At 72.4% G+C, this 20,382-nt stretch carries 19 protein-coding genes; 6 read left to right on the top strand and 13 right to left on the bottom strand.

Annotated features, from left to right (window positions below; translation table 11 throughout):
* Window positions 1-171: 171 nt before the first annotated feature.
* Window positions 172-684 carry a putative immunity protein gene (locus tag BJ983_RS11370; protein ID WP_179793892.1) on the bottom strand — a complete coding sequence of 171 codons (513 nt, stop codon included), beginning with the start codon at window positions 682-684 and terminating at the stop codon, window positions 172-174.
* 69 nt (window positions 685-753) lie between these two features.
* Here BJ983_RS11370 and BJ983_RS11365 point away from each other — a divergent pair, with 69 nt between their 5' ends.
* Entirely contained in the window at window positions 754-1,335 is a 582-nt protein-coding gene (locus BJ983_RS11365) for a dihydrofolate reductase family protein (protein ID WP_246325566.1), read from the top strand.
* 18 nt (window positions 1,336-1,353) lie between these two features.
* Here BJ983_RS11365 and BJ983_RS11360 read toward each other — a convergent pair whose 3' ends face one another.
* The 6 genes from BJ983_RS11360 to BJ983_RS11335 are packed head-to-tail and all read right to left on the bottom strand — an operon-like array spanning window position 1,354 to window position 6,259.
* A complete protein-coding gene (locus BJ983_RS11360) occupies window positions 1,354-1,944 on the bottom strand; it encodes a histidine phosphatase family protein (protein ID WP_179793891.1) in 591 nt (196 codons plus the stop codon).
* Between the two features lie 5 nt (window positions 1,945-1,949).
* The gene (locus BJ983_RS11355; RefSeq protein WP_343054032.1) at window positions 1,950-3,089 is read right to left on the bottom strand and encodes a lysylphosphatidylglycerol synthase domain-containing protein; all 1,140 of its coding nucleotides are present in this window, start codon (window positions 3,087-3,089) and stop codon (window positions 1,950-1,952) included.
* Window positions 3,086-3,934: a methyltransferase domain-containing protein gene (locus tag BJ983_RS11350; protein ID WP_343054031.1), complete on the bottom strand. Its 849-nt coding sequence runs from the start codon at window positions 3,932-3,934 to the stop codon at window positions 3,086-3,088. Before BJ983_RS11350 ends, BJ983_RS11355 begins: the two co-directional genes overlap by 4 nt.
* Window positions 3,874-4,890 (bottom strand): glycosyltransferase, encoded by a 1,017-nt coding sequence (locus tag BJ983_RS32255; protein WP_179793890.1) that lies wholly within the window; start codon window positions 4,888-4,890, stop codon window positions 3,874-3,876. Before BJ983_RS32255 ends, BJ983_RS11350 begins: the two co-directional genes overlap by 61 nt.
* Window positions 4,887-5,285 (bottom strand): 6-pyruvoyl trahydropterin synthase family protein, encoded by a 399-nt coding sequence (locus BJ983_RS11340; protein WP_179793889.1) that lies wholly within the window; start codon window positions 5,283-5,285, stop codon window positions 4,887-4,889. Before BJ983_RS11340 ends, BJ983_RS32255 begins: the two co-directional genes overlap by 4 nt.
* Window positions 5,285-6,259 (bottom strand): zinc-dependent alcohol dehydrogenase, encoded by a 975-nt coding sequence (locus tag BJ983_RS11335; protein ID WP_179797671.1) that lies wholly within the window; start codon window positions 6,257-6,259, stop codon window positions 5,285-5,287. The genes BJ983_RS11340 and BJ983_RS11335 overlap by 1 nt, the downstream gene beginning before the upstream one ends.
* 48 nt (window positions 6,260-6,307) lie before the next feature.
* Between BJ983_RS11335 and BJ983_RS11330 the strand changes: the two genes are divergently transcribed.
* The gene (locus BJ983_RS11330) at window positions 6,308-8,671 is read left to right on the top strand and encodes a CDP-alcohol phosphatidyltransferase family protein (protein WP_179793888.1); all 2,364 of its coding nucleotides are present in this window, start codon (window positions 6,308-6,310) and stop codon (window positions 8,669-8,671) included.
* A 332-nt stretch (window positions 8,672-9,003) separates the two neighbouring features.
* Window positions 9,004-10,113 (top strand): tyrosine-type recombinase/integrase, encoded by a 1,110-nt coding sequence (locus BJ983_RS32250; protein WP_179793887.1) that lies wholly within the window; start codon window positions 9,004-9,006, stop codon window positions 10,111-10,113.
* 25 nt (window positions 10,114-10,138) lie between these two features.
* Here BJ983_RS32250 and BJ983_RS11320 read toward each other — a convergent pair whose 3' ends face one another.
* The 6 genes from BJ983_RS11320 to BJ983_RS11295 form a co-directional block, all read right to left on the bottom strand.
* Window positions 10,139-11,116: a TerC family protein gene (locus tag BJ983_RS11320; RefSeq protein ID WP_179793886.1), complete on the bottom strand. Its 978-nt coding sequence runs from the start codon at window positions 11,114-11,116 to the stop codon at window positions 10,139-10,141.
* A gap of 184 nt (window positions 11,117-11,300) precedes the next feature.
* A complete protein-coding gene (locus tag BJ983_RS11315; RefSeq protein WP_343054029.1) occupies window positions 11,301-12,263 on the bottom strand; it encodes a S1C family serine protease in 963 nt (320 codons plus the stop codon).
* A gap of 221 nt (window positions 12,264-12,484) precedes the next feature.
* On the bottom strand, window positions 12,485-12,784 hold the full coding sequence (locus BJ983_RS32700) for a lipopolysaccharide assembly protein LapA domain-containing protein (protein ID WP_218890227.1): 300 nt from the start codon (window positions 12,782-12,784) through the stop codon (window positions 12,485-12,487).
* Between the two features lie 244 nt (window positions 12,785-13,028).
* Window positions 13,029-14,831, bottom strand: coding sequence for an alkyl sulfatase dimerization domain-containing protein (locus BJ983_RS11305; protein WP_179793884.1), 1,803 nt, complete (start codon window positions 14,829-14,831; stop codon window positions 13,029-13,031).
* Between the two features lie 115 nt (window positions 14,832-14,946).
* Window positions 14,947-15,612, bottom strand: coding sequence for a GAP family protein (locus BJ983_RS11300; RefSeq protein WP_179793883.1), 666 nt, complete (start codon window positions 15,610-15,612; stop codon window positions 14,947-14,949).
* 132 nt (window positions 15,613-15,744) lie between these two features.
* The gene (locus BJ983_RS11295; RefSeq protein WP_179793882.1) at window positions 15,745-18,387 is read right to left on the bottom strand and encodes a winged helix-turn-helix domain-containing protein; all 2,643 of its coding nucleotides are present in this window, start codon (window positions 18,385-18,387) and stop codon (window positions 15,745-15,747) included.
* 229 nt (window positions 18,388-18,616) lie between these two features.
* Here BJ983_RS11295 and BJ983_RS11290 point away from each other — a divergent pair, with 229 nt between their 5' ends.
* Genes BJ983_RS11290 through BJ983_RS11280 form a run of 3 tightly spaced genes read left to right on the top strand, consistent with a single transcriptional unit; the run spans window position 18,617 to window position 20,303 of the window.
* On the top strand, window positions 18,617-19,783 hold the full coding sequence (locus BJ983_RS11290) for an AI-2E family transporter (protein WP_179793881.1): 1,167 nt from the start codon (window positions 18,617-18,619) through the stop codon (window positions 19,781-19,783).
* On the top strand, window positions 19,780-20,097 hold the full coding sequence (locus BJ983_RS30170; protein ID WP_218890226.1) for a hypothetical protein: 318 nt from the start codon (window positions 19,780-19,782) through the stop codon (window positions 20,095-20,097). The genes BJ983_RS11290 and BJ983_RS30170 overlap by 4 nt, the downstream gene beginning before the upstream one ends.
* 14 nt (window positions 20,098-20,111) lie before the next feature.
* Window positions 20,112-20,303, top strand: a complete 192-nt coding sequence (locus BJ983_RS11280) for a hypothetical protein (RefSeq protein WP_179793880.1) — start codon at window positions 20,112-20,114, stop codon at window positions 20,301-20,303.
* Window positions 20,304-20,382: the final 79 nt, after the last annotated feature.

Below are 20,382 nucleotides of genomic sequence, written 5' to 3'. Positions count from 1 at the left end.
GCGGGTCGGTGCGGGAGTGGTGCTCGGCCTCCTGATCGGCTCCTGCGGATCGTGATCATCTCGTGATCTCGGGCTGTCCTCCGAGGTGGGCGTTCTCGGCCGTGACTGTCGGGGGTTCGTCCTAGTGTTCGAATCATGGCGGTCGACGACGACCCACCGTTCTGAGCTGCCTCAGGTGAAGACCGACCAGCACAGGTGGTTGCGGCGCTCCTGGTCGGACAGCACGAGCTCGCGCACGGCCTCGGGCAGCTGGGCCCGCTGCCAGGCGCATTCCTGGCGTCCGGCGTCCTCGCGCTCGTCCGCCGCCACCGACTCGCGCACCGCCTTGATCGCGTAGGCGGCCGCGCCGAGGTCGTGCTCGGCGACGTGGGCGACCGCTCCTGCCTGGCCGGCCGCGTAGGCGGCGAACCGGGCCGCGCCGGACAGGTCGCGTGCGGCACCCATCGCGTGACCCCCGAGCGCCCGGGACTCCATCATCCGGAGCTCACCCCGCACCCAGGCGCGGACCGCCTCGATCGCTTCGCGCGGCCGGGCGTCGTCGGGCCGGACCGCCTCGAAGAGCCCGACCACGTGCTCGGCACACGTCGCCGCCCACAGGGCCAGGAGATGGTGGTCCTCGTCGGTCAGGGTCCCGCCGCGGTGGATCGTCACCAGCCGCGGGTCACGGTCGCTCGAGAAGATCACGAGATTCCTCCGACCTCCCTGTCGAAACCGAGCGGCCCCGTCCGACGCACCGGTGTACCGCGAGCCGCCATGACACCGGAGGACATCATGCACATCGTCGTCACCGCCTTCACCAGCCTCGACGGCGTCGTCCAGGCACCCGGCGGCCCCGACGAGGATCGTGACGGCGGATTTGCCCACGGCGGCTGGTCGATGCGCTACTTCGACCCGGAGGTGATGGGCGCGGCCTGGAACGACGCGCTCGCCTCGGCCGACGCGATGCTGTTCGGTCGGCGGACCTGGGAGGTGTCGGGGCCGGTGTGGTCGGCCCAGGCCGGCGACCCGTTCGCCGACCGCATGAACGCCATCCCGAAGTACGTCGTGAGCCGCTCCCTCACCGACGCGAGCGCGTGGGCGAACTCGACCGTGCTCGCCGACCCGCGTCGCCTGCCCGAGGGGGAGGGGCGGCTGCTGGTGATGGGCAGCCCGTCGGTCGTCCGCGAGCTCGTCGACGCCGACCTCGTCGACGAGTACCGCCTCATGATCGAGCCGGTGCTCCTCGGCGGCGGGAAGTCCATCTTCCCGACGACGGGGAACAGCCGCGGCCTCGAACTGGTCGAGGCCACGACGGCCGCCACCGGCACGCTCGTCTGCACCTACCGGAAGGCGTGACCTACCGGAGGGCGTGACCTACCGCGAGGGCTGGAGTGCCGCGGCGTGGACGGCGTGGTCGTTGAAGGCGAGCAGCCGTGGGGTGGAGCCGGACGTGTCGATCCGACACACCGCCGCGTCCTCGACCCACATCCGCCACGCGACCTCGTCGCCGACCCCGAGCGCCCACGCGATCGCCGCCTTGATGGGGGAGACGTGGCTGACCACCACGACGTCCGCCGCGGCCGCGTCCGCCACGAGGTCGGCGCAGGCGTCCCGCACCCGCTCGCCGACGGCGGCCATCGACTCCCCGCCGGCCGGGACGTGGTGCGGGTCGTCGCGCCACGCCTGCCACCCGGCGGCGTCGAGCTCCGAGGCCGCGCAGCCGTCGAGCCGGCCGTAGTCCATCTCGATCCACCGGTCGTCGAGCTCCACCGGCACCCCGAAGCACGCGGCGGTCTGGCGGGCCCGGACGAGCGGGCTGCACACGAGCCGGGCCGGACGCGGCAGGCCCCGGGCGAGGACCGCGGCCTGCTCGAGCCCCGAGTCGCACAACGGCGGGTCGGCGCGGCCCAGCATCAACCCGTGGCGGTTCGCCTGCGTCTGGCCGTGGCGCACGAGGATGAGCATCGGCGTCACGCTACTGACGCGGGACGTGTCCGATATGTGAGGCGACCGGAGTTCGGCACAGCGGCCGTGTCCCGATCCGCCGGACGGGGCAGCGCGACTCGGCCGAGCAGGAGCACCCCCAGGCCCGGCGCACACGAGACGAGGGCGAGGACGCCATAGGTCACCGCGGCGGTCAGGCCCGCCGCGGCTCCGAGGCCCGCAGCACCGAACGACGCGGCCATCATCGCCTCGCGCGGTCCCCAGCCGCCCACGTTGATCGGCAGCCCCATCGCGAGCAGGGCGAGCGCGAGGAGGGGCAGCAGCACCTCGACCGGTGCGACCGGTCCCGCGGCGACGGCCAGCAGCGCCAGGTGCCCGGCCGTCGCGACGAGCGAGAGGACCACGACGCCGGGTCCGGTCCCGCGGCGGAACAGCCCGGCCCGCAGGTCGGCCCCGAACGCGGCCACCGCCCGCACCACCGGGTCGACCCACCCCCGACCGGACGCCGCCGCCGGCCCGGCCACCTGCCCGGCCCTCGAGGAACCCACCGCCGACCCCGCCATCGGGCCGGTCCGTTGCCCCGGGACCGACACCGGGACCGACCCCGGGACCGACCCCGGCGCCGAGCCGGTCCGCTGCGCCGGGACCACCACGTCCGGGCGCCGCCGCACCCACGGCACCACCGCGAGGGCCACCGCCGCCGCCACGGCGAGCACCCACAGCACCGTCACCGGCTCCACGCGGTCCCGCACCGGCGCCGGCAGGGCGATCAGCAGCACCGCACACGCCGCGACCACCACCACCTGGCCCGCGACCCGCTCGATCACCACCGCCCGCACCCCGCGCGCCACGTCGGCGTTGCGCCGCCCGTGGTCGACGGCCCGGTGCACGTCACCGAGCACCCCGGCGGGCAGCACCGAATTGAGGAACTGGGCGCGGTAGCAGTCGGCCAGCGCCCGCGGGAAGCGCAGCCGCAGCCCCACCCCACGCGCGACCAGGCACCACCGGGCCGCCGCGGCCGCCGTCGTCACCAGCCCGATCCCGAGGGCCGCGAGCACCGCACCGCCCGACACCGCGCGCAGTCCGTCCAGCACCGCGCCCGTCCCGAGGTGCACGACGACCGCGCCCACCAGCAGCGCCCCGACCAGCAGCCTGACCACCTTCACCGCGGCAGCCCCAGGACGTCGGTGTGGCCCACCTCGACCGCGAACGGCGCCGCCAGCCGCCGCGGGAGGTAACCGTCCACGTCGAGCGACGGGTCCTGCACGGCCGCGGCGTCCAGCCAGCCGCGCAGCCACTCCTCGGCGAGCGGCCGACTGCCGTCGCTCCCGCCCGCGAGCCGCCAGGGGGACGGCTCCCGCCGGACCACGTGCCCGGCCCGCGCGAGTGCGTCGGCGGCCAGGTCGGCGGCGTCCGGCCCCGCGAGGCGGTCACGACGCTGATGCGCGTCGAACGCCGCCGCGAGCCGGGCGTCCTCGGGATCGACCGGGTCGAAACGGACCCGCCCGGACACCGACAGCGTGAACAGCACCGCCGCCCCGGCCGCGGCACAGGCGTCGACGAGCGCCTCGAGCCCGTCCGCGGTGAGCAGGTCGAGCAGCGCGGAGCAGACGACCACGTCGGTCCCGGTCAGGTCGATCGACTCCACGTTCCCGACGACGGGGGTGGCCGGGACGGGCAGCGACGCGGCGGCCCGGCGGGCCAGATCGGCGTCGCGGTCGTGGACGAACCACTGCTGCGGCGCGCGCAGCCGTGGGGCGAGCCACCGCCCCATCGAGCCGGTCCCGCACCCGAGGTCTCGCACCACCACCGTGTCGTCCGACCCCACCGTCTCGTCCGACCCCAGCCACCGGTCCAGCTCGACGGCGAGCGACTCCGACCGGGCGGCGTGGTCGGCGGGCTCGCGCAGCGTCAGCCAGTCCGGGGTGCAGACGGGGGAGCCGGGCTCGCTCAGGCGGGCCCTGGCCCGGGTTCCACCGCCGGGCGCAGCCGGTGCACGGTCGTGATCCACGACTGCAGCCTGCCCCGACGCGCGGACGCTGAGAGCGTCCACCCGGACCGGCGCACCGGGTCCACCAGCCAGTCCCGCAGGGTTCCGGCGAGCGCACCAACGTTCTCAGCGGGCACTAAGACGGTCGGTCCCGCCTCGCGGATCCCGCCGACGTCGGCCGCCAGGACCGGGATGCCCCGGGCGAGCGACTCCGTCACCACCATCCCGAACGTCTCGGTCCGCGACGGCACCACCAGCAGATCGGTCGCCGCCCACACCGCGTCGAGGCGACCGCCGACGAGCGGCCCCCGCACCGTGACCTGGTCGGCCAGCCCGTGCGCGACCACCCGCGCCCGCAGCCGGACGACGAACCCCGGGTCGCGGTCGACCGGCCCGACCAGGGAGCACGTCCAGTCCCGGTCCCGCACCGCGGCGAGGGCCTCGACGAGCAGGTCCTGTCCCTTGGTCGGGGTGAGCGCACCGAGACACAGCAGGTGGGGCCGCGCGCCGGTCACCGCCGATCCGGGCGCGGCGCACGCGGGATCGGCGCCCGGCGGTGCCACGACCACCGCCGCGGGGTCCACGCCGAAGGCCCCGAGTCGCGTCGCCGTCCACCGGCTCGTTGCGGCCACGGCGGTGGCGTGGCCGAGGGTCGCGGTCTCGAGCGCGCGCAGCTCGCGGGCCCGGGCGGGGGAGAGTCCGCGCTCGTCGGCCAGCGGCAGGTGCACGAGCGGGACGACGCGCAGGCGGGCCGCGTGCGGTGCGAGCACCTCCGGGAAGCGGCTGCCGACGAGCCCGTCGACCAGCACCGACCCGCCGTCGGGAACCGCCGCGAGAGCCGCACCCAGCGCCGGACCGTCCCCGACCGGCACCCGCAGCGCCCGCCACCCGGACACCTCGAGGACCCGGCGGTCGTAGACGTTGCCGCCGCTGGGGACCGTGTCGACGTCGTCCGGGACGACGACGTGCACCGTCACAGGGCCCGCTCGTAGCCCGCCCGTGCGACGTGCGACTCGTGCAGCTCCACCGCGATCGTCGCGATCGCCTTGGCTCCCTCGCCGAGCTCACCGCCGTGGATCGCGGCGGCGAGGCGGTCGGCGATCACCCGCGCCAGGAACTCCGTCGTCGTGTTCTCGCCGCCGAAGGCCTCGACCTCGTCGAGGTTGCGGTAGCGCAGGTCCTCGAGGGCAGAGCCGAGCGCGGTGGTGGCGAGGCCGATGTCGACGACGATGTTGTCGGCGTCGAGCTCGGGACGGCGGAACGTGGCGTCGACGACGAAGGTCGCGCCGTGCAGCGCCTGCGCCGGGCCGAACACCTCGCCGCGGAAGCTGTGGGCGACCATCACGTGGTCGCGGACCGTCACCGAGAACATCAGGCTCCTCCGTAGTCGACCCGCACCGCGAGCCCGGGTGCCCCGGCGGCGAGCCGCGCCATGGTCTCCGGCAACGTCTCGAAGGGCACGGTGTCGGTGACGATCGCCTCGAACCGGTCGTCGGCGAGCAGCCGCAGCGCGAGCGCCATCCGGTCGGCGTAGGTGCGCCGGGCCCGCCGGGCGCCCGAGACCATCCCGACCTGGCTCGACCGGACGGCCAGCCGCCCCGCGTGGAAGCCCTCGCCGAGCGGCACCGACACCTCACGGTCGCCGTACCAGGACATCTCGATCACCTCGCCCTCGACGCCGAGGAGTTCCAGCGACCGGGCGAGGCCGGCGGACGTGGCGCTCGTGTGGAACACCAGGTCGCAGTCGCCGAGCGCGTCCGCCGGGGCCGCGAACCCGACGCCGAGCGCCGCCGCCACGGACGCCCGCGACGCGTCGACGTCGACCAGCTCCACCCGCACGCCCGGGATCGTCGCCAGCAGCGCCGCGACCGAGCACCCGACCATCCCGGCCCCGACGACGGCGATCCGGTCGCCGACCCGCGGTCCGGCGTCCCACAGCGCGTTCACCGCGGTCTCGACCGTCCCCGTCAGCACCGCCCGCCCCGCGGGTACGTCGTCCGGGACCACCGACACCGCCGACGCCGGCACCACGAACCGCGTCTGGTGCGGGTGCAGGCAGAACACGTCGCGCCCGACGAGCTCCGCCGGGCCCGACTCCACCACGCCCACGGCGAGGTAGCCGTAGGTCACCGGCCCGGGGAAGTCGCCCACCTGGAACGGCGCCCGCATCCGCTCGGCCTGCCCGGCCGGCACCCCGCCCCGGTACACGAGCAGCTCCGTCCCGCGGCTGATGGCCGACCAGCGCGTCCGCACCACCACGTCGTCGGGACCGGGGTCCGGGAGGTCGACGTCGACCACCGCGGACTCGCCGGGACGGAGTACGCGAAAGGTGCGTGCGGAGTACAGAGTTCCTCCACCACGATCGGGTCACGGGATCGGGGAGGATCGTGCTCCATGGCCGGTCGAGACGCGACCCCCGCGCGAGCGCAGCGGGTCCTGCACCCCCCGCTCGCCCTCCAGCTCCCGACGGCGGGTGCGGTCGGGCTGGGGCTGCTCGCGGTCCTGCGCACGACGGCCGGTCTGGGCGGCGTCGGGCTCCTCGGGGGGCTCCTCGTGCTGGTCCTCGGCCTCGCGATGCTGGCGCGCAGTGGGGCCCGCTCGCTCGGCCCGGCGGGCACCGTCACGCTGCTCCGGCTGGTCCTCGTCGCCGGAGTGACTGCCCTCGCGGTGCAGCACCTCGCGGGCCGGCTGATCCCGACCGCCGTCCTCGTCGGGCTCGCCGTCACCGCCCTCGCCCTCGACGCGGTCGACGGGTGGGTCGCGCGCCGCACCGACACCTGCACCGACCTCGGCGCGCGGTTCGACATGGAGACCGACGCGTTCCTGCTGCTCCTGCTCGCGGTGCACGTCGCGGCCGACCTCGGGCCGTGGGTGCTGCTGGTCGGCGGGATGCGCTACCTGTTCGTCGCCGCCGGTTGGGTGTGGCCGTGGCTGCGCGGGGAGCTCCCGACCCGGTACTCGGCCAAGGTCGTCGCGGCCCTGCAGGGCGTCGCGCTCGTGGTCGCGAGCACCCGTCTCCTGCCGGGCTGGGCGGAGACGGTGCTGGTCGGCGGCGCGCTCGCGGCGCTGGTGTGGTCGTTCGGGGTGTCGGTCGAGTACCTGGCGCGCCACCCGCGACCGACCGAACGCGCCAGTCCCGTCGTCGGGAAGGACTTCTCGTGGTGGCGGGGGCTGGCGACCGGGCTGGCCGTGCTGGTGCTGACGGTCGCACTCGTGGCCCCGCGGGACCCGTCGGCGCTGGTGTGGGGCTCCTACCTGCGGCTGCCGATCGAGGGGATCGCCGGGCTCGCGCTGCTGCTGCTCCTGCCCGACCGGTGGCGTCGGCCGCTCGCCCTCGTGGCGGGGGTCGCGATCGGGCTGGGTGCGGTGCTCACCGCGTTCGACGTCGGGTTCGTCTCGGTCCTGGCCCGCCCGTTCGACCCGATCCTCGACAGCCCGCTGATCTCCGACGGCGTCGGCTTCGTCGGCTCGACCTACGGTCCGGCGGCCGAGGTCGCGGCGGTGGTGGGCGCGGTGGTCCTCGCCGTGGTGCTCGTCGGGGGCGTCGGGCTCGCCGCGCGGCGGGTCGCGGGCGCCGCGGCCCGGCACCGGCGGGGGTCGCTGCGCGTGCTGGCGGCGCTCGGCGGGGTGTGGCTCGTCGGCGCGGTCGCGGGGCTCACCGCGGCGCCGGGGGTCCCGGTCGCGGCGGCGACCACGGCGGCCGCGGCGGTCGACCGCGTCGACCGGACCCGGACCGCGCTCGCCGACGCCCAGCGGTTCCGGGCCGAGGCGGGCACCGACGCCTGGGCCGCGACGCCGGGGCCGGACCTGCTCGGCGCGCTGCGCGGCAAGGACGTCGTCGTCGCCGTGGTGGAGAGCTACGGCCGCTCGGCGCTCACCGACCCGGGCCTCGCGGGCACGGTCGACCCCGCCCTGGACGCTGGCCAGGCCCGGCTCGACGGGGCGGGCTACGGCGCCCGCAGCGGCTTCCTGACGTCGAGCGTGGTCGGCTCGGGCAGCTGGCTCGCGCACGCGACCCTGCTGTCGGGGCTGCGGGTGGACAACCAGCAGCGCTACCTCACGCTGACGTCCTCGGACCGGTTCACGCTGTCCGCCGCCTTCGCGCGGGCGGGGTGGGAGACGGTCGCGATGCAGCCGGGCACCACCCGGGCCTGGCCGGAGGGCCGGTTCTACGGCTACCAGCGGGCGTACTCCGTGCACGACCTCGGCTACCGCGGGCCGTCGTTCGGCTGGGCGTCGATGCCCGACCAGGTCGTCCTGGACCGGCTCTCGCGGATGGAGCTCGACCGGGCCGACCGCGGGCCGGTGATGGCCGAGGTCGACCTCGTGTCGAGCCACGCGCCGTGGACGCCGCTGCCGCGGATGGTCGACTGGGACGCGATCGGCGACGGCTCGGTGTTCCGGGGGCAGTCCGTCCCCGGCGCCGTGGGGCGCAACGACGCGCAGGTCCGTGCGGACTACGCGCACTCGGTGGCCTACACGATGGACGCCCTCACCTCGTGGGTGCAGCGCTCGGCCGACCCGAACCTCGTCGTCGTCGTGGTGGGCGACCACCAGCCGGCGCTCACGGTCACCGGGCGCGGTGCCGGGCGGGACGTCCCGCTGTCGGTGCTCAGCCGCGACCCGGCGGTCCTCGAGCGGGTCGGTGCCTGGGGGTTCACGCCCGGCCTGCGTCCGGCGACGGACGCCCCGACGTGGCCGATGGAGGCCTTCCGCGACCGGTTCCTCGGGGCGTTCTCGGGGCCGCCGGCACAGTGAGCAACCCATGTGACCGTGGTCACATCAAAGCTCGATAACGCCTGGCGTTCCCGGAGCGAATCCATCTGCGAGCCCGGCGCCGTCAGACCCCCGACCTGACGGCCCGGGCTCGTTCATTCTCCGGGCGCGGACGCGCGACGGGCATCCGCCCGGCCGTCCCCCGACGGCGGCCGGTGCAGATGCCCGTCGCCGGATCAGAGTAGCCCGTTCGTGGAACCCGACCGGACGGTACTTTCCTGCTCACGTTGCCAACTGTGCACAACCGCCGTATCTGCCCGGTTGGCGCTGCGCGCCTCTCGAACCTGGGCTTTCGGGGCTGCGAGGCTGGTCCGGTGACCGCCGCGGAGCTCCCTGAGGTCGTTTCCGACGACGAGCTCGGTGCCGTCGTCGAGGTGCGCGACGAGCTGACCGCGCGGGCCGAGTCCTACGCCCGCGGCGCCCGGGCGGCGAACACCTGGTCGGCGTACGAGCGGCAGTGGCGCCGCTTCGAGGCCTGGTGCGCGGCGGTGGGGGAGCGGGCGCTGCCGGCGGACCCGTTGACGGTTGCCCGCTTCGTCGCCGACCTCGCCTCGGTCTGGCGCCCGGCCACCCCGGCCGACCCGTCGAGTTCGGTGATCGCCGGGCAGGTGTGCGAGCGGGAGGGCCTGCGACCAGGCACGTTGTCCGGCTACCTGGCAGCGATCTCGGTGGTCCACCAGACCGCGCAGCTCGACAACCCGGTCCAGGCCGAAGCTGTCCGGCGCACCATCACCGGCATCCGCCGTCATCCCGGCGTCGCGCCGACCCGCCGCCGGGCTGCTGCCCGTCGCGAGCCGCTGGTCGAGGTCCTGCGGTTGTTGAAGCCGGAGGAGTTGCTGGCGGACGCCCGGGACCACGCGCTGCTGCTGGTCGGGTGGAAGGCGGCGCTGCGGACCGACGACCTCGCCCGGCTGCACATGTCCGACCTGCACGCCTCCGAGCAGGGCCTCTCGGTGCACCTATCCCGCTCTAAGACCGACCAGCACGGCACCGGCGCCACCATCGGCATCGCCGCACCCTCACCAGAAGTCAGCGCGGGGGAGGGGAGTGGCGAATCGACGCTGCTCGACGCCGGTGCCGCCTGGACCCGTTGGCGCGATCTGCTCGGCTCCCACGGCATCACGGACGGCCCCGCCTGGCGCGGGATCGATCGCTACGGCCGCCGCCCCCGCGCCGGTGGACTGCACCGCAACTCGATCGCCGAGATCATCAAACGGCGCGCCCACGCCGCCGGGCTCGAGGACGCCGACCTGTGGGGCGGACACAGCCTGCGGCGCGGGTTCGCCACCGAAGCCATCGCCGCCGGGGTTCCCGAACGCGACGTCCAACGCCACGGCCGCTGGCGCTCCCGCGCCTCCATGGACCCCTACATCGACGCCGCTCGCACCTTCGACCCCACCAACCCCACCCACTGGCTCGTTTGATGTCGGGAAGCCGCGCGGGCGGGACCTAGGCCGGGTCGGTCACCTTCCCGCGGGTCGTCATCAAGCTGGCCACCGTTGCTACTGCGATTGCGCCGGCGATGACGACGAGCGAGAGCCAGGTCGGGATCTCTGGGATCCACAGGACTGGCTCGCCGCCGTTGATGAACGGCAGTTCGTTGACGTGCAGCGCGTGCAGAACCAGTTTCACGCCGATGAAGGCGAGGATGAACGCTAAACCCTGCGCGAGGTAGATCAGTCGTTCCAGTACTCCGCCGAGCAGGAAGTAGAGCTGCCTTAGTCCCATGAGGGCGAAGGCGTTCGCCGTGAAGACGATATACGCCTCCTCCGTGAGGCCGTAGATGGCCGGGATCGAGTCGACGGCGAAGATCAGGTCGACGACGCCGATGGCGAGAACAGTGATGAACAGCGGCGTCACCCACCGCTTGCCGTGTTCTGTGACGAATAGCCGGTCGCCGCGGAAGTCGTCCGTGACGGGCAGGACTCGCCGGGACCAGCGGGTGAGAGCGTTGTCGCCGGCGTCGTCCTCGTTGTCGTGCTGGAGCTGGCGCCACGCCAGGACCAGGAGGAGCGCGCCGAACAGGTAGAAGATCCACGAGAAGTTCTCGATGAGAGCCGCGCCGACGGCGATGAACCCGCCGCGCATGACGAGTGCGATCACGATGCCGATCAGCAGCACCTTCTGCTGGTAGGCCTTGGGTACCGCGAACGCACTCATCACCAGCAGGAACACGAACAGGTTGTCGACCGAGAGGGCTTTTTCGGTGAGGTATCCCGCGAAGTACTCCGCTCCGAACTCCCATCCGCTGACCGTGCCGATCCCGACGCCGAAGAGCAGCGCGAGGCCGATGTAGAAGGCCGACCAGATGGTCGACTCCCGCATGGTCGGCTCGTGCGGGGTCCGCACGTGCGCGATGAACTCGATGACGAAGAACGCGATCGTCACGCCGATGGTGACGAGCCAGACCCAGAGCGGGACGCCCATGTTGTCCTCCGTGTTGTCGGTGGTCGGCGGTTCGACTCGAGTCGGGATCAGGGGCGCGGCGGTCCGGGACCGGGCATGGCGGAGCAACAGGCGCGCAGGCTCGCTGCTCCGGGGAAGCGGCACGTGCTGATCGGGCGAACGGGCCTGGGTGTTCCCGGGTCGGGTGCTTCGGTGACTCGAGTGCTCAGCCGCTGACAGCGGGTCGGTCGGTGAGGGTGATGGTGACGTTGCGTTCTTGTCCGTCGATCCCTCGAATGCCCAGGGTCGCCGACTCGCCCGGCTGTCGCGTCCGGAGTGCCGCCTGGAAGCTCTCCGGTGTCGTGACGGGGGTGCCGTTCACGCTGCGGATGATGTCGCCGGCGCGGATCCCGGCCCTGGCGGCCGGGCCTCCGGGCACGACCCCGGCGGTGATCACGCCGTTGGTGTCGGGCAGTCCGAGCCGATCGACCATCTGCTGGGTGATGGCCGCCGGCGCGAGCCCGGCGAAGGCATGGGTGGCGCGGCCGGTGCGCTGCAACTGGTCGACGACGTCGAGCACGGTGGCTGCGGGAATGGCGAACCCGATGGATACCGCCCCGGACTGCGGCGGGATGTAGGCCAGGCTGATACCGGTGACCGCGCCGGCCGGGTTGACCAGCGCGCCCCCGCTGTTGCCTGGGCTGATCGCGGCGTCGGTCTGGATGAGATCGACGAGTGACTGGCCGTATGCGGCACTGCCGGGGACCTCTCGGTGCAGCCCCGAGATGACTCCCGCGGTGACGCTGTTCTCGAAGCCCAGGGGACTGCCGATCACGATCGCCAGGCTCCCGACCACCGGCGGCGCCGGCTCGAAGCGAGCGGCCGGTAGACCTCGCCGTTGCGCCTGAACCAGTGCGATGTCGGTGACCGGGTCGGTCGCGCGCACCGTTCCCGCCACGCGCTGCCCGTCGACGAACGCGACCTCGACGTCGGTGCGTCCGCGAACCACGTGCTCGTTCGTCACGATCAGTCCGTCCGCGTCGAACACCACGCCGCTACCGTTGCCGCCGTCGGTCAGGATGGTGACGGCACTCGGGTCGACCTGTGCGGCCACGGTCTGCACGACATCCGACTCAGCCGGCGCCGCGGCTGGTGTGGCGGCCGAAGAGCACGCCGTCGCGGCGAGCACGATGAGCAGGCAGGCCAGCGACCGGGCGGTACGACGTGGTGTCATCCGTTGAGCGCCTCTCGTCATGGTCAGGTCACGAATCTCTGAGCTCAGGACCACGGCGGCGTTTCCCTCGTACCTCGCTCGCCCTGTCCGCGACGACGATGGCAGTACCGTCGACGGGCCGACCTCCTCCGAAACGAGTGAGATGTGCGCGGGCCTGAAGGCCGAGGGAAGGCCGTCTAACTCCTGGGTGCTGATCGCGCCGTGCGACGTCGCCAGGCCCGCTGGGCTGCGACGAGTGTCGCGATCAGTGCCCCGACGAGTCCGGTGATCGCCAGGACGCACCACAGGGGCGCCTGCAGCTGAATCCAGAACAGGTGGATCGAGATTCGGTCGCGGTTCTGCCCGATGAAGAACGCCACGACGACGGCCAGGAGTAGCGGTAACCAGTGTGTCCCCACCAGGGAGAGCACACGGTTCGTTCCGCCGCCGGCGATTCGGCTGCTCTCCCGGGGTTCTGCTTCGATCGACCGGTTCATCGGGGCGGGTCGGCCATTCATGACCGACGACCGTCGGCCGCGGCCGCGGCCGATGACATCGCCCCGTGACGGGACGTTTGCGGGGTCGCGAGCTCGCTCATGTCTCGTTCCTTTCGTGTCTCCGGCATCGGAATCGAGGCGACACGGCACCGGGGGCGTGGCGCAGCGTTCGTCGTGGACGAGCCACCGACCGATGGCCGTTCGCGCTGCGCGGCTCCGTCGTTCCGCCGGGGCCCGGCACCTGTCAGGGCAGGACGAGCGGGAACTGATGATCGACGCTGTCGAGCAGGCTCAGGAGTGTCTTCACGACACCGGGGTCGCCTTCGAATGGCAGCGAGTCGAGTGTGCCGGTGCTGATGACGGTGATCAGCTGCGATTTGGTCAGTGTGATCGTCAGGCCTGGCTCGCTGCTTCCGTAGCCGGCGTCGTCGTGGATGAGCGCGCCGTGGGAGAGCTCGGTGCGGTAGGTGCGTCCGAGGTCGGTGAAGACCCAGTCGATGCAGACCTGGGCCTCCGCTGCGCGGGGACCGTCGATCCGGGCGCCGAGCGAGTTGAACATCTGCTCCACCGTGAGGGCGGCCAGGACCTCGCGCGACGCGAACTCGGGGGCCCGCACGGCGGGCGGGTCGCGCAGCTCCTGGGCGCCTCGTAGATAGATGTTGCGCCACAGCGCGTTCTCAGCGCCGTGGCCGAGCTTCTCCAGGGCGGCGGCGAGCAGCTCGCGGCCCTCGGTGTTGTCCGGGTCGGCGAACACGACGTGGCTGGTGACGGTGGCGGTCCAGCGCAGGTCGCCGTCGGCGAGCGACTTGCGTGCTTTCTCCAGGACCTGTTCCGCGCCGCCCATGAACTCGACGTAGCGGGTCGCCTCCTGCTCCGGCGGATACGACCACAGGTGGGCCGGGTTGCCGTCGTACCAGCCGAGATAGCGCTGGTAGATGCCTTTCACGTTGTGGCTGAACGACCCGTAGTAGCCGCGGACGTTCCAGACCCGCTCGAGCGCCGGGGGAAGGGTGAACTCTTCGGCGATCTCGGTGCCGATCTGCCCCTGATTCATGCGCCGCAGGGTCTGGTCGTGCATGTAGGCGTAGATGTCGCGCTGCTGGCGGAGGTAGGTGGTGATCCGGTCTGTTCCCCACGTGGGCCAGTGGTGGGAGGCGAACACCACGTCGGTGTCGGCGCCGAACAGACGCAGCGCCTCCCCGAGGTATCGCGACCAGGCGCGGGCGTCCCGTACTTCGGCCCCGCGGAGGGTCAGGATCTGGTGGAGGGTGTGAGTGGCGTTCTCCGCCATGCAGAGCGCGCGATGATCGGGGAAGAAGAAGTTCATCTCGGCGGGGGCCTCGGTGCCCGGGGTGACCTGGAAGACGACCCGGACGCCGTCGATGAGGGCTTCCTGGCCGGTGTGGGTGACGTCAATGGTCGGGGCGTGCAGCGAGATCGTGCCGTTGGAGATGCTGATGCCCAGCCCGACGCCGATCTGGCCGGCCGGCTCGGCCGGGAGGCCCGCGGCGTAGATGTAGTTGGCCCGACGACCCATCGCCGGGCCGGCGTAGATGTTCTCCGACACCGCGTGCTCGAGGAAGCCGGCGGGGGCGTAGATCGGGGTGTCGGCGTCGACGAGGCCGGCGGTGCCGCCGTAGTGGTCGACGTGTGAGTGCGTGATGATGAGCGCCTTCACCGGTCGGTCGCCGCGGTGCTTGCGGTACAGCGCCAGGGCCGCTGCTGCGGTCTCGTTGGAGGTGAGGGCGTCGATGACGATGACCCCGGTGTCGGTCTCGACGAGGGAGATGTTGGAGAGGTCGAGGCCACGCACCTGGTAGACGCCCTCGGTCAGCTCGTAGAGACCGTGCTTGGCGGTGAGCTTGCCCTGGCGCCACAGGCTCGGGTTCGCCGTGTCGGGGGCGTCGCCGGTGATGAAGTCGAACTTGGAACAGTCCCAGACCACGTGTCCGTCGGCCGCGGTGACGACGGGGTCGTCCAGCGTCCCGAGGAAGCCCCGGTCCGCGTCGGCGAAGTCGCTGTCGTTGGCGTCGTCGAGCTCGGTCACGTCCGGGTCTCCAGGTTCATGAGGATGGCCGATCCGCGCTCATCGCGCCGACGGCTCGGGTGCCACAAGGTTGTTGCGCTACGGGATCGGCCGGCATCACCTGTCGCGGATGAGGTCAGCTCGTCAGAGCACCGATGGCTTCGCCGATGAGCTTGGTGGCGAGGACCAGACAGAGCACGGACACGATGACGGCGTTGTGGTGGCCCAGCCAGCTCTTGAGCGAGGCCAACAGCACCTGCGACCGCCGCCCCATCGCGTAGTAGATGGCCAGGGGGGTCCCCACCCCGATCGAGGCGATCAGTGCGAAGACGGCGTAGGCGACCGCCTGCTGTGCGGTGGGGATGCCGCTCTGTGCGATCTCCGCGCCCGCGCTCGTCGCGAGCAGGAGGTTCTTCGGGCTGGCCGCCGCCAGGCCGAACACCGCGACCGGCTTCATCGTGTCGACCGTCGCCATCCACCGCGGCAGAGCTGCTTCGTCGCCGTTCCGGGGCCTGCCCCGGAACCGGCGGACCGCGATCAGCAGCAGCCCTGCACCGAGCACGATCTTGGCCCAGCTGACCCAGGCGGCGGGCGAACCGTCGACACTCGCGTCGGCTTCCCCTGCGACGGTGAGGACGATCGTCCCGACCACCGCGAGGCCGGTGAGCCAGCCGATCACGAAGGCCAGCGAGTTGGACCGCGCCTGGCGGGAGGTCAATACCAGGACGACTGCGATCATCGGTACCGGGCTCAACGCCACACCGATGGCCAGCGGGAGGGAACCGCCGATGGCCTGGCCCACGAGATCTCCTCACCTCCACCCGGACCACGCCGAGACGTCAGTCGGTCGGTGCCCGATGTCGGACTGGTCGGCGGCCATGCTCGCGGCACCGCCGGCCTGGTGACCTCATGCGGACCGGATGAGAAGCCGCGTTCAGATCAGTCCCTGCCGGCGCGCTTCGCCGACCGCTCCGCGCCGGTGGGGCACGCCGAGCTTGTGATAGATGCTGCGCATGTGTGTCTTGACCGTGTTCGTGGAGACGAACATGCCTTCGGCGATCTCGCCCGCGGTCCGCATCGAGGGCAGCTCGGCCAGAACTTCTCGCTCCCGCACCGTGAGCAGGGTCGCCGCCGGACTCGGGCCCGGGTGCAGTGCGTCACGAATCTGAGCGGCGAACGCCTCCGCGCGCCCGAAGCGACCGGCGCCGGTCGCGAGGAGATCCCGCACGGGCTGCCCGCCCTCGGCGAAACTCCGCAGGCCGCGGATCGGCATGGCGATCGTCAGCGCCTCCGCCACACACCTCTGAGCTGCCGCGCGGTCGCCGACGACGTCGGCGAGGACCGCCTCGAGCAGCCATGCCGACACCAGTGCAGTGGGAGTGACACACCGGATCCGGCCGTCGAGCACCTCGCGCAACCGTGGTCGGCGCTCCTGCCCGCGCCCGCGCGTCACCGCCAGGCTCGCCTCGAGCAGCCTGACCTCGCCGACGTCCCCGAGCCGTTGCCTGGTGATGTCGACGATCCGCCGAGCATGATCGCGTTCGCCGACCTGCATACACATCCGGAAATGCGCGGGGGCCGCATAGGCGACGAACGCAGGCGCCACGTGGGCGGCGCCCCCTTCGGCCCACAGCTTCCCCGCCTCCGCCGCTACCGCGTGACGGTCGTCGGTGACCAGCAAGCGCGTCGCGAGTTCCAGGGAGGCTGCGGCCCACCGGGTCGTCGGGTCGGCTCCGTGCTCTGTCAGCTCGAGAGCCATGACCGCGTCCGGGCGAGCCTGATCGTCGTCGAGAGACTGGTACGCCGACAGGCCGCGCGCCAGGTACGCCCACGAGCATCCGGCGCTGCGTGACCATCCACGCGAGGTCGCAGAGGAGATCGTGTCCTCGGCGCGCCGGGCGGCCTCGATCAGGTCCCCTCGAGCCGAGGCCAGCGCGGCCAGGTGCGCCAGGCACGGCAGCGCGAGGTGGTCGCGCCCGTCTGCTCTCGCCCGGGCAAGGGCCTCGTTGAGATCGCTCTCGGCCTCGTCGAGCCGGCCCGACCAGGACCGGCTCATTCCGCGCTCGGCGAGCGCGAGCATGTCGAGATCGCGGTCGCCGGAGCGTCCCGCGACGGTGTCCTCGAGGGCGGCCAGCTCCTTGTCGTGGTCACCCGCGAGCCGGGCCCGCCAGAGCACCACGGCGGCGCGGAGGGCATCGTCGGCCGGATCGAGACCGCCGGCTGGGACCTGGGCGAGCCGTCGGTCCGCCTCGTCGGTCTGCCCACGGTCGAGTGCGACGGCGCAGCCGAGCAGAGCGACGGCCGGTTCGACGTGGCCGTCGGGAGGGACGGCGGTCGTGATCCTGCCGAGGTCCGCGGCCCGGCCCGCCAGCAGCGCACCGAGTCCGTGGCGACGTGTGAGAATCACGAGCCGGGTGATGTCGCCGGCTGCCTCGGAGTGCTCGAGGGCACGCGCGGGATCGCCGTGTTCCTCGAACCATGCGGCGGCAGCGCGATGGAGTTCCCGTTTCTCCTTCGGCGAGCGCCGTTCGAGCTCGGCGCGCAGGTAGCTGCCGAACAGCAGGTGATAACGGAACCAACCGTTGTGCCCACCCAGCTCGACGGTGAGCGCGTTGCGGCGGGCGAGCTCGTCGAGGACGGCACCGGCGTCGTCCCTGCCCGTGAGCTGCGTCGCGAGCGACGGGCACACCGCGTCGCAGATCGACGTCTGGAGCAGGAACTCCCGAACGTCCTCGGCCTGGGAGGCGAGGACCTCGCCGACCAGGAAGTCGGCCACCGCTCGATCGTCTCCGGCGAAGTCGACGAGATGGCGGTGCGGGTCCTCCGAGCTCTCCAGGGCGAGGGCGGCCAACCGGACCCCGGCGGCCCAGCCTTCCGTCCGCCCCAGCAGCAGTCGGAGATCGCCCTCGTCGAGTCGGATTCCGTAGTCGGCGAGGAGTTCGACGGCGTGCACCTCGGACAGGGCCAGGTCACGGCCGCGGACCTCGACGAGCCGCCCGTCCAACCGCTGCCGGTGCAGCGCGATCGGCGGATCGCTGCGCCCGACCAGCACGATCCTGACCGGTTCCCGGACCCACCGCAGGAAGAGCTCGAGGCTTCTGACGGCGTCGGGATCGGTCAGGTGCTCGATCTCGTCGAGCACGAGCCACAACGGACACGAGCACTCGGCCAACGATTCGGCGATCTCGGCGACGAAGCTGCCCACCTCCCCCGGGCGCGGCCCGTTGAGTTGAGCGATGGAGCCCGGACGTGGATGCACCCCGGCACGGCCGACCGCGGCGAGGAGCGCGTTCCAGAGGGTGGTCACGTCGTCCGCGGCATCGAGCGTCACCCAGGCGATCCCCTCGCCGGGGGGCCGACGCGCCGCCCACCCGGAGACCAGGGTGGTCTTACCGGCGCCCGCCGCCCCCGTGACCAGCACGACCGGTGAGGGTCCATCCGGGGGGTTGACGACGGGTGAGTGGAGCTTCGCCTCCAGCTCGGGGCGCGCGATGGTGCCCCGCGGTTGCCGGGGAACGCGAATCTTGAGCGCGGTCGCCGAGGAGAGACCATCCGGTGGCCTGCTGACGGTCGACATCACGCTCCCCAAGAACGATCACCTCAAGCCCCCCGGCTCGTGGTCCACGTCTGCGCAAGGAGCCATGCTGCACACCGTTTGGCCTAACGCCAAGTCGCGATGTGACATTGCGTCACATCGTGTGCACGCCGGGGATCATTCGTGAGGGACGAGGTGGGTGAGGGCGCCCGCCCGAGACGATGACGGGGACCGACCCTGGGCCGCCCCACCGGACACGAGGACCCCCACCATGACCGTCGACGGCTCGTCCACATCCGCGCCCGACTCGCCGGCGGTGACGCCCGCGGCCGCACTGCCCCGGGGCCTGATCCTCGTCCTCGGGATCACCGGGCTGCTCATCACGACCCTGGCGTTGCAGCAGTTCGCCTCGATCCTGGCGCCGGTGCTGCTCGCGCTGGTCATGGTCATCGGCGTGCACCCGCTCACCGGGATTCTCCGGCGCCGCGGCGCACCCCAATGGCTCGCCGTCGCGGTCACGCTGCTGACACTCGCCGTCATCATCATCGGACTGGCCGCGATGTTCGCCGTCTCGATCGCACGGCTCGGCACGCTGCTGCCCACCTACCAGGGCCGGTTCGCCACCTTGATCACCAACGCGCAGGCCTGGCTGGCCGGCCTCGGGGTCGGACCCGAGCAGCTGCAGGAGCTGCTCGGACACGTCTCCTTCGGGCAGATCGCGGGGCTGGTCAGCAGCCTGGTGATCGGTGTCGCCGGAACCTTCTCCAACCTGGTGTTCCTCCTCTTCGTCGTGGTGTTCATGGGCCTCGACGCGGCGCACTTCTCCCGTCGGCTCGCCGAGGCGGGTGGCCAGCGGACCGCGGTGGTCACTGCGCTGGGCGGGTTCGTCGCCGGTACCCGCAGCTACCTGCTGGTCTCCACCGTCTTCGGGTTGATCGTCGCTGCGATCGACGGGGTGTTCCTCTGGGCCGTCGGTGTCCCCCTGGCGTTGCTCTGGGGTCTGCTGGCGTTCGTCACCAACTACATCCCCAACGTCGGCTTCGTCATCGGGCTCGCTCCGCCGGCCCTGCTCGCCCTTCTCGAGGGCGGCCCACAACTCATGCTCATCGTGATCGTCGTCTACATCGTGATCAACTTCGTGATCCAATCGGTGATCCAGCCCAAGTACGTCGGCGAAGCCGTCGACCTCTCCCTGACGCTGACGTTCCTCTCGCTGACCTTCTGGTCCTTCGTCATCGGCCCCCTCGGGGCCGTCCTCGCCATCCCGCTGACCCTGCTGGTCAAGGCCCTGCTGCTCGACGTCGACCCGAACACCCGCTGGATCTCCGGGCTGCTCGCGAGCAAGCCGCGTCGGCCCGACCGGCCGGGAGCTGCCGAGAGCGCTGCGCCGGTGGGGAACGACCCCGGCCCGGCACCTGCTCACCATTCCAGCGCGTGAGGCTGCTCGACCCGCGTCGCGCAAGTCGGCGCAACGGTCATCCGAAGCGGACGACGCGCATCCGTCCCAGGCCTGTCACGGTCGGTGTCTCTGGTGGAGAGAATGGAGCGAGCATGCGCTACGAGTTCTCGGTCGCGTCGCGGTTGTCGGACACCGCCGTCGCCGCGTTCCCCGAGCTCGACCGCGTCGAGAGCCCAGCGGCCCGGACGCGTCTGTTCGGAAACGTCCGCGATCCCGCCCACCTCAGGGCCATCGTCGCTCGCTTCGGCGATCTCGGCCTCGAGCTGGTCGACGTCCACCGCCTCCCGGACTGATCCCAGGAGGGCCCGTGCGCTACGAGTTCACGTTCACCGACCAGGTGCCCGACGACGTCGTCGCCGAATTCCCGCACCTCACCCGGACCTCTTCCTCGACGACGCTGTTCGGCCGGGTCGAGGACGCAGCCCAGCTCCACGGCCTGCTCACCCGGTTCCGCCTGCTCGGACTCGACATGACCGACATGCACCGGCTGCCCGACTGAACTCGGGGAGGTCATCCGTTGCGGATGAGGCATGACGACCCGCTCGACTCGACGATATCGAGAACCCGAATCCAAGGAG

It is taken from the genome of Actinomycetospora corticicola, assembly GCF_013409505.1.
GTDB classification, from domain to species: Bacteria; Actinomycetota; Actinomycetes; order Mycobacteriales; family Pseudonocardiaceae; genus Actinomycetospora; species Actinomycetospora corticicola.
The sequence above is the reverse complement of the archived record's forward strand: the minus strand, read 5'-3'. Positions and strand labels throughout refer to the sequence as shown.

Excerpts from the sequence above, each read along its gene's own strand:
- BJ983_RS11365 (WP_246325566.1), top strand. The coding sequence starts at position 754 with ATGACACCGGAGGACATCATGCACATCGTCGTCACCGCCTTCACCAGC.
- BJ983_RS11360 (WP_179793891.1), bottom strand. The coding sequence starts at position 1,944 with ATGCTCATCCTCGTGCGCCACGGCCAGACGCAGGCGAACCGCCACGGG.
- BJ983_RS11340 (WP_179793889.1), bottom strand. The coding sequence starts at position 5,285 with ATGTTCTCGGTGACGGTCCGCGACCACGTGATGGTCGCCCACAGCTTC.
- BJ983_RS11330 (WP_179793888.1), top strand. The coding sequence starts at position 6,308 with ATGGCCGGTCGAGACGCGACCCCCGCGCGAGCGCAGCGGGTCCTGCAC.
- BJ983_RS11320 (WP_179793886.1), bottom strand. The coding sequence starts at position 11,116 with ATGGGCGTCCCGCTCTGGGTCTGGCTCGTCACCATCGGCGTGACGATC.
- BJ983_RS32700 (WP_218890227.1), bottom strand. The coding sequence starts at position 12,784 with ATGAACCGGTCGATCGAAGCAGAACCCCGGGAGAGCAGCCGAATCGCC.
- BJ983_RS11295 (WP_179793882.1), bottom strand. The coding sequence starts at position 18,387 with ATGTCGACCGTCAGCAGGCCACCGGATGGTCTCTCCTCGGCGACCGCG.
- BJ983_RS11290 (WP_179793881.1), top strand. The coding sequence starts at position 18,617 with ATGACCGTCGACGGCTCGTCCACATCCGCGCCCGACTCGCCGGCGGTG.